This is a genomic window from Thermohalobaculum sp. (assembly GCF_058622915.1).
The window spans coordinates 25,206-38,089 of the sequence record NZ_JBZSYN010000091.1; the positions used below are offsets into that span (position 1 = coordinate 25,206).

Here is a 12,884-nt window from a genome sequence, read left to right on the forward strand (position 1 = left end):
CCTTTCTTTGTCTCAGCCTGCCTTGTTCACGCGCATGTACCACTCCACGAGGCGGCGCACCTGGCGGCGCGTGTAGCCGCGCTCGACCATGCGGTCGATGAACTCGTTGTGCTTGGCCTCGGTCTCCTTGTCGCGCTTGGCGCCGAAGCTGATGACCGGCAGCAGGTCCTCCACCTGGCTGAACATGCGCTTCTCGATCACGCGACGGAGCTTTTCGTACTTGCGCCAGTCGGGATTGTTGCCCTTGTTCTCGGCACGCGCGCGCAGAACGAACTTGACCACCTCGTTGCGGAAGTCCTTCGGGTTGGAAATCCCGGCCGGCTTCTCGATCTTCGACAGTTCCTGCTCGAGAACCTCGCGGTCGAACATCTGCCCGGTGTCGGGGTCCTTGTAGTCCTGGTCCTCGATCCAGGCATCGGCATAGGCGATGTATCGATCGAACAGGTTTTGGCCGTAGTCCGTGTAGGATTCGAGATAGGCCTTCTGGATCTCGTGGCCGATGAACTCGGCGTAGCGCGGGGCCAGCTCGTTCTTGATGAAGTCGAGATACTTGCTCTCGACATCTTCGGGAAATTGCTCGCGCTTGACCTTCTGTTCGAGCACGTACATGAGGTGGACCGGGTCGGCCGCCACCTCCTCGGTGTCGTGGTTGAACGTCTCGGCCAGGACCTTGAAGGCGAAGCGGGTGGAGATGCCTGTCATGCCCTCGTCGACGCCGGCGGCGTCGCGGTACTCCTGAACCGAGCGGGCCTTGGGGTCGGTGTCCTTCAGCGACTCGCCGTCATAGACCCGCATCTTCGAGTAGAGGGGTGAGTTCTCGTGCTCGCGCAGACGCGTGAGAACGCTGAAGCGGGCAAGAATGTCCAGCGTCTCGGGGGCACAAGGCGCGCTGCCGAGCGTGCTTTCCCTCAGCAGCTTGTCGTAGATGTGGCCTTCCTCGGTGGCGCGCAGGCAGTACGGCACCTTGACCACGCTGATGCGGTCGAGGAACGCCTCGTTGTTCTTGTTGTTCTTGAACTGCTGCCACTCCGCCTCGTTCGAGTGGGCGATGATGATGCCCTGATACGGGAAGGCGCCAACATTCTCCGTGCCCACATAGGATCCTTCCTGCGTGGCCGTGAGCAGGGGGTGCAGCACCTTGATCGGCGCCTTGAACATTTCCACGAACTCCATCAGCCCCTGCGTGGTGCGATTGAGGGCGCCCGAGTAGCTGTAGGCGTCGGGATCGTTCTGGCCGAAATGCTCGAGCTTGCGGATATCGACCTTACCGACCAGGGTCGAGACATCCTGGTTGTTCTCGTCGCCAGGCTCGGTCTTGGCCACGCACACCTGACGGAGTTTCGACGGGTAAAGCTTGGCCACCGAAAACTTCGTGATGTCGCCCTCGAAGTCCTGCAGGCGCTTGACCGCCCAGGGGGAAATGAAGCCGGTGAGCAGGCGCTTCGGAATGTTGTACTTCGACTCCAGCAAGTCGCCCATTCGCTCGCGGTCGAACAGGCCAAGCGGCGATTCGAAGATGGGGCTGATCTGGTCGCCCGCCTTCAGGACGTAGATGGGCTCCTTCTCCATCAGCACCTTGAGAATCTCAGCGATGGTGGACTTGCCGCCGCCGACGGGGCCGAGCAGATAGAGAATCTGCTTGCGCTCCTCCAGCCCCTGACTGGCGTGGCGGAAAAATCCGACGATGCGCTCGACCGTCTCCTCGATGCCGAAAAGATCTCGGAAGGGCTTGTAGACCTTGATCGTGCGGTTGAGATAGATGCGGCCGAGACGCTGATCCTGGCTGGTGTCGATCAACTCCGGCTCGCCGATCGCGGCCACCATACGCTCGGCCGCCGTTGCACGCATGATCGGGTCCTCGCGGCACCCGAGCAGGTAATCCTGCAGTGACATCTCTTCGACCTTGGTGCGGTCATAGGATTCCGCGAACCGGGTGAAGACCTCCATATTCCGACCCTCTCTGCTCAGATCAGCTCGACTCTCCCCTCCATGTCCTACGTTCCTCCCATTGCGGACTCCCTTTAGATGGGGTCCGTGCTCTGGCTTCGCTATCCTGAAAAATATAAATTTTTCCGTGAGTCCCGCGCATTTTTGCCAGTTCTGCCTCGTGGCGCGAAAACTCCGGACAGCGAGACGACGCTGCCGGACCCTTCGAGTTCCGGCGCGTCGGGCTGACCTTGCGGGAAAGAGGTTGGCTCGTCGCGTTCACACCCGATACAACGCCAGCGTCGGCTCTGTTCCGTCGCTCGGTGTCGATCACATTTTGCAGCAACGCATCCACCCCTGACAGGTCGCCCTGTGCGACCAGCCCCCCGGCACCCAACTCTTCGGCGTTTCCGTGAGAGCGGACCGTGAAACCTTCTGGGTTACCCCGCCACCGCGGTGGTCGGACCGCTCACGCGCTCATCTCAATCGCGACAGGGTGACGCCTGCGTTTCTGCCTTCTTGCAGGGCTCTGCGTGTCCCCGTTCCTCTCGATTCTGCCCTTGGACTGATTCTTGCCGAAGTATCGGTGCCTCACGCAAAAATGATAAAGGCGACGGGTCGAATTGGCAAACGTTCTGTAACTCAATGCGGCAACTTCCTTGCCTCGGGCAGTCGACGGCGACGCGTCACGCCTTGATGCGTAGCGAGTCGGCCGCCGCCGCGATGGCCGAGCGGGTATGTGCGACGTCCTCGTCGTCATGGGCGAGCGAGATGTAGAACTTGCTCTCGCCCTTGAGGATTCCATGCTCACGGAGCTCGGCATTGAAGCGGTTCAGCATCGCCGCATCGGCTGCGAGCACGTCGCGGTAGCTGCGAACGGGGCGGTCGGCGAAGACCACGTCGAAAAGGACGGGGTGGCCGACGACCCGCGCCGGGACGCCAGCTCCGCGGAGCGATTCCTCGAGGGCCTGCATGATCGACCGGCCGGTAGCGGCGATCCGCTCATAGGTGCCTGGCCTGCGCAGGATCTGCAGGGTCGCGATCCCGGCCGCCGCGGCGATCGGGTTGCCGCTGAGCGTTCCGACCTGGAAAGTGAAGTCGTCCCCGGCGCGTTCCTTGTCGAAATGGGCCATGATCTCGTCGCTGCCGGCGACGGCGGCGAGCGGGAAGCCGCCGCCGATGACCTTGCCCAGCGTGCACAGGTCCGGGGTGATGCCATAGACCTCCTGCGCGCCGCCATAGGCGAAGCGGAATCCCGTTACCACCTCGTCGAAGATGAGGGGAATCCCGTGTCGGCGGGTCTCCTGGCGCAAAGTCTCGAGGAAGCTGGGCTCGGGCGGGATCAGGCGCTGGAAGGGCTCGACGATCACGCCGGCAAGCTCGTCCGCGTATTCGGCCAGGATCTGGCGGGCGAAGTCGGCGTCGTTGAATGGGGCAATCAGCACATCGTCGCGGGCCGCTGCGGTAAGACCCGCGGAATCCGGAACCGGTTGCGGGAAGTTCGCAAGCCGCTTCGGCGCGAGGCTCATGAGCGAGGAGTCGCTCATGCCGTGGTAGCCGCCCTCGAACTTGAGGATCTTGTCGCGCTTTCTATGCGCGCGTGCGAGGCGCATGGCGTACATGTCGGCTTCGGTCCCGCTCGAGACGAAGCGCACCTTCTCGGCGCAGGCGACGGCCTCGCAGATCATCTCGGCCAGACGGATGCCCAGGGCATTGTTGGCGAAGAAGGTCGTGCCCCTGGGAAGCTGCTCCTCGACGGCGGCCTGCACCTCCGGGTGGGCGTGGCCGACCAGCATCGGGCCGGAGCCGAGCAGGAAGTCGACATACTCGTTTCCACTCTCGTCCCAGACTCTCCCGCCCTTGCCGCGGGCGATCACGATATCGCCCTTGAAGTTGCCGAACGAGCCCGCGGGAAGGACCTGTGCCGCCCGGTCGATCAGGTCGCGCTCGTTTTCGGACTGCGCTCTCATGGACATTCGTGACCCCTGCGTTTGAAGCTGTCTGTGCGAGAATGATCCCTGCAAACAGGCAAGCGCAATGTCAATCTCCGGCGCACCGCGTGCGCCATGCCTTGGCGAGACGCGGCAAATGGGCGCGTTTGAGCACGCGGCGGACGGCATCGGCGCCCTCCGCACCAATTGCCGAAGCCGCCTCCACGATGGCTGCTCCCACACGCGCCGGGTCCTGGCTGAAAAGCTGCCAAAGAAATCCGTCGGGATGACGTGGCGTGACGCCGTGCCTGGCCAGTTGGCGGGCAGGGAAGTCGCGCAGGTTGAAGGTCAGAAGTATTTCCGTCCCCGAGGCGATCGCCGCCGCGAGCACGTGGGCATCGGCGGGGTCGGGCAGGTCGTGAGCCAACTCGGCGCCCGGCTCAGGTTTCACCTGGGCGAGGGGAAAGCGCGCCTGCATGCGGGCGAGGGCCGCGTCCACGCGGTCCTCGGCCTCGACGCCGCCATTTCTGGCGGCCGCGATGCGCCACTCCGCGAGGACGCGCGGGGACCAGCGGGGCGCGATCAGGCCGGCCGCCGCGACGCCGAGGATGATGCCGCGCACGAGAGGCGGATAGAGGACGCAGGCGTCGAGGAAGACGATCTGCTCAGCCATCGAGGCGATAGAACAGCGCCTTGAGGTAGCTGGTCTCAGGCAGGGCCACGTGGCTGGGATGGTCGGGGCCGGCGCGGCCGGAATGCACCAGCGCCGCAGCGCGGCCGGCTTTCGCGAGGCCGTGGGCGTTGGCGCGGTGAAAGCTCTCGGGATCGGCGGCGTGCGAGCACGAGCACAGGGTCAGCCACCCGCCGGGGGCCACCAGGGCGGCGGCGAGCCGGGCAAGCCGCTCGTAGGCGCGCAGGCCGTTGGCCAGCGCCCCCTTGTGGGGCGCGAAGGCGGGCGGGTCGCAGATCACCAGGTCGAAGCGTGCGCCCTCCGCGGCCAAGGTCTTGAGCGCGTCGAAGGCATCGGCGCGACGGGTCTCGAGACGGTCGGCCACGCCGGTCAGCCGGGCGCCGTCCTCGGCCAGTGCCAGGGCCGGGGCGGAGCTGTCGACGGCCAGCGCACTTGCGGCACCGGCGGCCAGCGCGGCGAGCGAGAAGCCGCCGACGTGGCAGAACACGTCGAGCAGCCGCGCGCCCCGGGCGATGCGGGCGGCGAAGGCATGGTTCGGCCGCTGGTCGTAGAACAGGCCGGTCTTCTGGCCCTGCGTCACGTCGGCGAGATAGGTGGCGCCGTTCAGCTTGACCGGGATGGGGCCCTCGACCGTGCCGCGGCTGACCGCGTGATACTCGTCGAGCCCCTCGAGCTGACGCACCCGGGAGGTGGCGTTGACGACGAGGCTACCCGCACCGGTCGCCGCGATCAGGGCTGGGGAGAGCGGCTCGAGCAGGCGCTCGATCCAGGCTGCGTTCGGCTGCATCACCAGCGTGTCGCCGTAGCGGTCGACGACGAGGGCAGGGAGGCCGTCACCCTCGGCATGGACCAGGCGATAGAAGGGGGCATCGAAGAGCCGCTCGCGCAGCGCCAGGGCGCGGCGGATGCGGGCGAGGAACCAGGCCTCGTCGACTGTGGCCCCCGGGTCGGGGTCGACCAGGCGGGCGGCGATGGTGCTTTGCGGGTTGAAGGCGGCGAGGCCGAGGGGCCGCTCGCCCTGCACCAGCCGGACCAGGCTGCCGGGCTCGAGCGACCGGGCGCGGCGGTCCATGGCGATCTCGTCGGCGAAGGCCCAGGGCGCGCCCTCGGCCAGCCGGCGGCCCTTGTTGGGGCGCAGCTTCACGGTCGGGCGGTCGCTGGGCGTGGTCGACATGGGCGCGCTCGGGCAGGGTCGGGGCCGGTCGCCCGTCTGCTAGCGCGAACGCCGTGAATTTGAAAGGGCTGACCCGGCGCGGGACCGCATGTGCAGGCGGAAACTGCCATTGGCGCAGGCGGAACAGCGCCGTCGGAGGTCTGTGCACATTGCACAAGCGTCTAAGTCATTGATTTTGCGAGTATCCGAATGTGCACGCCGAATATGGTTAATGCACCGACAGGGATTCCATTGCCCGCACAACCAAAGCTGCCGGTCGCAGGGGCAAGATGGAGCCGCGGGGCGATCCTCAGAAGGCGCCGACCTCGCTGCCCTCGCGCGAGGTCTGGGCCAGCCAGTCGAACAGGTGCCGGGCGAAGGAGCGGAAGCAGACGATCTCCCACTCCTCCTCGGCCTTGCGCCAGAAGGCCACGGCTGTGCCGCCCAGATGCGTGCGCCGCGCCGTGCCGACAGGGAAGGCCGCCGGGCGCAGATCGATCGGGGCGCCCTTGGCCAGCACCTCGGGCACGCGCGCGCCCCTGAGCGCGATCACTGCGCGGGCGTCGGAGACGTTCATCGCCATGTGGTGCGCGCCCGAGAGCGCGGCCTCGAGACCTTCGACCAGTTCGTCCGCCTGGGCATAGTCGGTGAACAGGAGGAGCTCATCGGGCGACATCCAGACGACGCCCTTCTCGCCGTCGAACGCAGCATGCAATGGGGCGGGGACATCGAGCCCGAGCGCGGCATTGACCGCGCCCTTGAGGGAATCGGAGCCGAGGTCGCCGCGTAACGTGACCTGGCCGACGGGGCCCCGGTCCTCGATCCGGATCAGGTGGCCGGCCGAAAGGTCGGCGCGGTTCAGGGCGGTGCGCGGCTCAGACATTCTGGCGGCTCCCTTCCTTGTCGAAGAAAACCGGCTCGACGATCTTCGCCCGGATCACCTTGTCCCCCCCGACGGGGAAGTTGAGCGTCTCGCCCATGCGCTCGCGGCCACGCTCGATCAGCGCCATGGCGATGGAGCGGTCGATCGTCGGCGAGAAGTAGGTGGACGTGACATGGCCGATGGTGCGCATCTTCTGGCCTGCTGGCTTGACCTGGTCGACCGCGTGGCTGCCGTCGGGCAGCACCTGTGCAGGGTCCTCGGTCTCGAGGCCGACGAGCTGGAGGCGGTCGGGGCGGGTCAGGTCCGAGCGCTGCTGCGCCCGCTTGCCGATGTAGTCGTCCTTCTTCTTCGAGATCGCCCAGTCGAGGCCGAGGTCCTGCGGGATCACCGTGCCGTCGGTCTCGTCGCCGATCATGATGAAGCCCTTCTCGGCGCGCATGACGTGGAGCGCCTCGGTGCCGTAGGGCATGACGCCGTGCTCCTCGCCGGCCTTGAGCAGCGCCTCCCACAGGGCGAGACCGCGGTTCGCCGGCGTCGCCAGCTCGTAGCTCAGCTCGCCCGAGAACGAGATGCGATAAATGCGGACCGGGCAGCCGGCGACCTCGCCCTCGACGAAGGACATGAAGGGCAGGGCCTCGGCCGAGACGTCGATGTCGGTGCCGGCCGTCTCGAGCACCTTGCGGGCGTTCGGGCCGACCACGGCGACCTGCGCCCACTGCTCGGTGACGTTGAGGGTGCACGCCTTGAAATTCCACCACTCGGTCTGCAGCCATTCCTCGAGATGCGCGTGCACGCGGTCGGAGCCGCCCGAGGTGGTGTGCAGCAGGAACTCGTCCTCGGCGATGCGCACGACGACGCCGTCGTCGAACAGGAAGCCGTTCTCGTTGCACATCAGGCCGTAGCGGCAGCGCCCCACCTTCAGGGTGGACATCATGTTGGTATAGATGAGGTCGAGGAACTTGCCCGCATCGGCCCCTTTCACCGCGATTTTGCCCAGCGTCGAGGCGTCGAGCATGCCGACCTTGTCCCGTACGTTCCGGATCTCGCGCGTGACCGCGGCGTGGCGATCCTCGCCCGGGCGGCGATAGCAGTAGGGGCGGTACCAGTCGCCCACAGGCTCGAAGTCGGCGCCATGGGCGGCGTTCCATTCGTGCATGGGCGAGCGGCGCACCGCCTTGAACAGCTTTCCCTTGGCCGCGCCGGTGATGGCGCCGAAGGAGATCGGCGTGTAGGGCGGGCGGAACGTGGTGGTGCCGACCTCGGGGATGGGCGCGCCCAGCTCGTCGGCCAGGATGGCCAGGCCGTTGATGTTGGAGGTCTTGCCCTGGTCGTTGGCCATGCCGAGCGTGGTGAAACGCTTGGTGTGCTCGACGCTCTCGTAGCCCTCGCGCACGGCGAGGCGCACGTCCGAGGCGGTGACGTCGTTCTGGAAATCGACGAAGTGCTTGGTGCCGTGGACGTACTTGCCGCGCGCGGGGGTGAACCAGTGGGCGGCGATCGGCTGCATCCGGGGCTCGGCGACGCCAGGCGCCTCGCCGCCGGCGCCGCTGTGGCCCGAGGCCTCGGCCGCCTTGCGGCCCGTGGCCATGGCGTCCTCCAGAGCCTCCGCCGTGCCGAGGTGGCCGTTGGCCGCGCCGGCGCAGATGGTGTTGGCCTGGCCGTCGGGGCCGGTCGGCGCGCCGCGCTCTGGGGCAGGGCGGAACATGATCTGTGCCTCGTCCCAGGCGAGCTTGCCGCCGCAATGCGAGTAGAGGTGCACGACCGGCGACCAGCCGCCCGACATGGCGACGAGGTCGCAGTCGATCTTCTCGGCGGTGCCGCCCATCTGGCCGCTGGACGTGAGGCGTCCGATCTCGGCGCCGGTGACGCGCTTGGCGCCCTTGGCGCAGGCGATGCCGTAGCCCGTGCGCACCGGGATCTGGAGCTTACGCACCTGCTCGGGCAGGTCTCCTCCGGCCTCCTGGCGCACGTCGAGAACGGCGGCGACGCGCGCGCCGGCCTCGTTGAGGGCGATGGCCGTGCGGTAGGCATCGTCGTTGTTGGCGTAGACCACGGCGCGCTGCCCGGGCAGCACGCCCCACAGGCGGATGTAGTCGCGCACCGCGCCGGCCAGCATGACGCCCGGCAGGTCGTTGTTGGCGAAGGTGAGCGGGCGCTCCAGCGCCCCGGTGGCCACGACGATGCGCCTGGCGCGCACGCGCCATAGGCGATGGCGCGGCGCGCCGGGCTGGCCGGGACGGTGGTCAGCGACGCGCTCGTAGACCAGGGCGTAGCCGTGGTCGTAGAGACCCGAGGCCATCGCCCGGGTGCGCAGCGTGACGTTCTCCATGCCGGCGAGGGCCTGGACCTGGGCATCGGCCCAGTCGGCGGCCGGCTGGCCGGCGATCTCGATGTCGGTCTCGGTGTTGGCGCGGCCTCCCCAGTGCGGGGTCTGCTCGACCACGAGGACGCGCGCTCCGGCCTCGCCCGCCGCGCGGGCCGCGGCGAGACCGGCGATGCCGCCGCCGACCACCAGCACGTCGCAGTGGAAATGGAAGTGCTCGTAGCTGTCCGGGTCGGGTTGGCGCGGGGCCTCGCCGAGGCCGGCGGCACGGCGGATGACCGGCTCGTAGAGGTGCTTCCAGGCGAGGCGCGGGAACAGGAAGGTCTTGTAGTAGAACCCCGCGGCAAAGACCGGCGCCATCGCACCGATGCGCGCATTCACGGCGCCGAGGTCGAAATCGAGGCTGGGCCAGTGGTTTTGCGAGCGCGCCACGAGGCCGGGGAAGAGCTCGACGGTGGTGGCGCGGGTGTCGGGCTCGAAGCGGGCGCCCTCGCCGAGGCCCACAAGCGCGTTCGGCTCCTCGGCGCCGCTGGCGATCAGGCCGCGGGGCCGGTGGTACTTGTAGCTGCGCCCCAGCAGCACGCGATCGTTGGCCAGCAGCGCCGCGGCCAGCGTGTCACCGTGGAAGCCGCGCAGGGTCGCGCCATTGAAGGTGAAGCTGACGGGGTTCGCGCGGTCGATCAGGCGGCCGCCGGAGTCGAGGCGGCGGGCCATCACCAGCCCTCCCAGTCCGGCCGGCGGGCCTTGATGGCGTCGATGATGTGTCCGGGAGGCTCGGTGGTCTGGGCGCTGTAGGTGCCGAAGACCTCGAGCGTGGTGGTGTCCCGGGCGGCGTGGAACCACTTGCCGCAGCCGAAGGCGTGGCGCCAGCGCTCGAAATGCACGCCGCGCGGATTGTTGCGCACGAACAGGTAGTCAGTGAACTCCTCGTCCGAGGAGCCCGGGCCGAAGCGCTTCAGGTGCGCCTCGCCGCCGGGGGCGAGCTCGGTCTCGGCGCATTCGGCGCCGCAGTTCGGACAGGTCAGCAAGAGCATGGTCCGGTGGTCCCTCAACGCCGGCGGAGTTTTCCTCAGTTGCGGCCACTAGATGTCACATGCCGGATTCTGCCAGACGTGCAGACCCGTCACAACATGGCCGATCTGCGACCATCCGGCCGACCCCCGCCGCCCGAAGCCCGATCCGTAGCCCGATTGTCGGGCGCCCAGCGCGCCAGTCCGGCTGGCGCGCAGGCCCCCGGCGCCGGGCGTATAGGGCTCAGTACCCCGAGCCCTGACCACTGGTTCCGGTTCCACCCGTGCTCCCGGTCGTCGTGGTGCCGGTGCTCGACGTCGTCGTGCTGCCGGTGCTCCCGGTCGTCGTGTTGCCCGAGCTTGCGGTTGTGCTGGCGCTGCCGGTGCTGGCGTTGCCGGTGCTGGCGTTGCCGGTGCTGGCGTTGCCGGTGCTGGCGTTGCCGGTGCTGGCGTTGCCGGTGCTGGCCGTGGCCGTGCCGGTGGCGGCGGTGGTGGTGCCGCTAGACCCGGTCGTGCCCGATCCGGTGTTCGAGGCTGTACTGCCGGACGTCGTTCCGCTGCCCTGGGATGTGGTGGCCGCGGGTTGGGGCGCGGTCGTCGGCTGCCCGGTGGTCGACCAGGTATAGACCGCAAGTCCGATGACCACGAGGGTGGCGACGACCGTGATGATGATGTTCGAACGCTTCATTCCCTGCCTCCTCTCTCGCGCCGCGACGACGGGCGCATCGCCCGTGCGGGGCTGCGGAGATCGTCCGTTGAGTTCCCCCGACATGTGATGTCCAGGGTCGGTCCTTCAAGTCGGGGATCGCGGCTCCGTGATCGCACGGAGTCGCCCTCGCGCCCATGTCGCAACACGGATCTTTTGATGTGTCTTGCCGCGAAAATGCCCGCGCTTGGCGCTCAGTAGGTGCTGCCCTGGCCGGTCCCGGAGCCACTGCGCTGGCTGCCGGTCGCGGCCGAGCCGCTTTGCGTGGCCTGCTTGGCGGGCGCCGGGCTCTGCGTTGCAGCCGTCGTGCCCGGCATCGCCGCCTGCCGGCCCTGCTGTGGGGGGAAGAAGAAAAAATAGATGATCACGGCGAGGATGACGACAGCAACCACAAGAAGGGTGCCGTTCTGCCTGCTCATGGGACCTCCCCTCCCCCCCGTGCCGGGTGATCACGTGCCCCGACGCGCCGGGGCGCCGCAAGTCCGCCCCGCGCAGGCGCGCATGAGCACAGATGTGTGGCCGCGGCCCGTGTGCTTCAAGCTGCGGCGCTTTCGCGGCCGGCGAAGAAGTCGCAAGCGCACTTGCCGCGCCGGCCCGCTGCACTCCTTATTCGCGCATCGCGTTCGGGTGGGTCACTTGCTCGATTGACCGCTGGTCCCGCCGCCGGAGCCTTGCTGGCCGGTTGCGCCGCCGCCCGACTTTGTGCCGGCGCTGCCGGTGGTGCCGCCGGAGGAGCCGCTGTCGGTCGTTCCCACGGTGATTTTCGTGGAACTGCCGCCCTCGGGAGCCGGGCTGCCCGGGCCGAACACGAAATACGCCAGGAAAGCGACCGCCACGACCAGCCCACCGACGATGAAGGCCAGCACGGTATTGCTTCTGCCCTCATTGGCCATTGCTTGCACCTCCATTGTTGCGCGCGATCGAGAACGCGCACCCCGCTGGAAGTGTTCCGCCGTGACTTTGGCCTCAGTGCGCCACCGCCGCTGCGACGGACTCGTCGATCATGCGGCCTTCGCTAAACCGGTTGAGACCGAACGGCGCGGCCAGCTCGCCCGGCTCGCCGCGGGCCAGCGTCTCGGCCATCGCGACGCCCGAGCCCGGGATCGCCTTGAAGCCGCCGGTGCCCCAGCCGCAGTTGAGGAAGATGCCCTCGACCGGCGCCTTGCCCATGATCGGCGAGCGGTCACCGGTGATATCGACCGTGCCGCCCCACTGGCGCAGCATCCTGAGCCGCGAGATGATCGGGAAGGTCTCGCACAGCGCGCGCACCGTCTCCTCGGCATGGTGGAACGAGCCGCGCTGGGTGTAGCCGTTGTAGCCGTCGGTGCCACCGCCGATCACCAGTTCGCCCTTGTCCGACTGGCTCATGTAGCCGTGCACGGTGTTCGCCATGACGACGATGTCGATCACGGGCTTGATCGGCTCGGAGACCAGCGCCTGCAGCGGCACGGATTCGATCGGCAGGCGGAAGCCGGCCATCTCGGCCACGACGCCCGAGTTGCCGGCGACGATGAGCGCCAGCTTTCCGCAGCGGATGGTGCCCTTCGAGGTGCGCACGCCCGTGACGCGGCCGCCCTCGATGTCGATGCCGGTGACCTCGCATTTCTGAATGATGTCGACGCCCATGTCCGACGCGGCGCGGGCATAGCCCCAGGCCACCGCGTCGTGGCGCGCGGTGCCGCCGCGCGGCTGCCACAAACCCCCGAGCACGGGATAGCGCGGGCCCTCGATGTTGATGATCGGGCAGATCTGGCGCACCCGCTCGGGGTTGACCAGCTCGCTCTCGATCGCGGCCAGGCGGTTGGCATGGGCCGTGCGCTTCCAGGCCCGCCACTCGTGCTCGGTCTGTGCCAGCATGAGAACGCCGCGCGGCGAGAACATTAGGTTGAAGTTGAGCTGCTGGCTGAGGTCCTCGTAGAGGCTGCGCGCCAGCTCGTAGATCGCCGCGGAGGGCGGGCGCAGATAGTTCGAGCGGATGATGGTGGTGTTGCGCCCGGTGTTGCCGCCGCCGAGCCAGCCGCGCTCGAGCACCGCGACATTGGTGATGCCGTGGTTCCGGGCCAGGTAGTAGGCCGTGGCCAGCCCGTGGCCGCCGGCACCGATGATCACCACGTCGTAGTTTGGCTTCGGGTCCGGGCTGCGCCAGGCGCGCTCCCAGCCCACGTGATAGTTGAGGGCCTGCCGGACGACCGCGAAGGCGGAATAGCGTTGCATGGTCTGTCTCCCGCGAGGGCGGCACGGAGTTTCGGGGCCCGCCTGGG

Annotated in this window: 11 protein-coding genes; 1 reads left to right on the forward strand and 10 read right to left on the reverse strand. The window is 68.0% G+C overall.

The window, feature by feature from the left end:
• Positions 1–12: 12 nt before the first annotated feature.
• From AC32QD_RS07635 to AC32QD_RS07665, 7 genes are all read right to left on the reverse strand, one after another.
• A complete protein-coding gene (locus AC32QD_RS07635; RefSeq protein ID WP_492009893.1) occupies positions 13–1,947 on the reverse strand; it encodes a PrkA family serine protein kinase in 1,935 nt (644 codons plus the stop codon).
• A 665-nt stretch (positions 1,948–2,612) separates the two neighbouring features.
• Positions 2,613–3,902, reverse strand: coding sequence for an aspartate aminotransferase family protein (locus AC32QD_RS07640; protein WP_492009894.1), 1,290 nt, complete (start codon positions 3,900–3,902; stop codon positions 2,613–2,615).
• A gap of 64 nt (positions 3,903–3,966) precedes the next feature.
• The gene (locus AC32QD_RS07645; RefSeq protein ID WP_492009895.1) at positions 3,967–4,530 is read right to left on the reverse strand and encodes an RSP_2648 family PIN domain-containing protein; all 564 of its coding nucleotides are present in this window, start codon (positions 4,528–4,530) and stop codon (positions 3,967–3,969) included.
• Positions 4,523–5,722, reverse strand: a complete 1,200-nt coding sequence (locus AC32QD_RS07650) for an RSP_2647 family RNA methyltransferase (RefSeq protein ID WP_492009896.1) — start codon at positions 5,720–5,722, stop codon at positions 4,523–4,525. Before AC32QD_RS07650 ends, AC32QD_RS07645 begins: the two co-directional genes overlap by 8 nt.
• A 289-nt stretch (positions 5,723–6,011) precedes the next feature.
• Positions 6,012–6,584, reverse strand: coding sequence for a sarcosine oxidase subunit gamma (locus tag AC32QD_RS07655; protein ID WP_492009897.1), 573 nt, complete (start codon positions 6,582–6,584; stop codon positions 6,012–6,014).
• Positions 6,577–9,621 carry a sarcosine oxidase subunit alpha family protein gene (locus AC32QD_RS07660; protein ID WP_492009898.1) on the reverse strand — a complete coding sequence of 1,015 codons (3,045 nt, stop codon included), beginning with the start codon at positions 9,619–9,621 and terminating at the stop codon, positions 6,577–6,579. Before AC32QD_RS07660 ends, AC32QD_RS07655 begins: the two co-directional genes overlap by 8 nt.
• The gene (locus AC32QD_RS07665) at positions 9,621–9,941 is read right to left on the reverse strand and encodes a sarcosine oxidase subunit delta (protein WP_492009934.1); all 321 of its coding nucleotides are present in this window, start codon (positions 9,939–9,941) and stop codon (positions 9,621–9,623) included. Before AC32QD_RS07665 ends, AC32QD_RS07660 begins: the two co-directional genes overlap by 1 nt.
• Positions 9,942–10,201: 260 nt before the next feature.
• Here AC32QD_RS07665 and AC32QD_RS07670 point away from each other — a divergent pair, with 260 nt between their 5' ends.
• Entirely contained in the window at positions 10,202–10,543 is a 342-nt protein-coding gene (locus AC32QD_RS07670; protein ID WP_492009899.1) for a hypothetical protein, read from the forward strand.
• A gap of 274 nt (positions 10,544–10,817) precedes the next feature.
• On the opposite strand, the gene AC32QD_RS07675 is transcribed toward AC32QD_RS07670, so the two are convergent.
• From AC32QD_RS07675 to AC32QD_RS07685, 3 genes are all read right to left on the reverse strand, one after another.
• Positions 10,818–11,042, reverse strand: coding sequence for a hypothetical protein (locus AC32QD_RS07675; RefSeq protein WP_492009900.1), 225 nt, complete (start codon positions 11,040–11,042; stop codon positions 10,818–10,820).
• A 213-nt stretch (positions 11,043–11,255) separates the two neighbouring features.
• A complete protein-coding gene (locus tag AC32QD_RS07680; protein WP_492009901.1) occupies positions 11,256–11,516 on the reverse strand; it encodes a hypothetical protein in 261 nt (86 codons plus the stop codon).
• A 73-nt stretch (positions 11,517–11,589) separates the two neighbouring features.
• Complete coding sequence (locus tag AC32QD_RS07685; RefSeq protein ID WP_492009902.1) at positions 11,590–12,837, reverse strand: sarcosine oxidase subunit beta family protein; 1,248 nt, start codon at positions 12,835–12,837, stop codon at positions 11,590–11,592.
• Positions 12,838–12,884 lie beyond the last annotated feature (47 nt).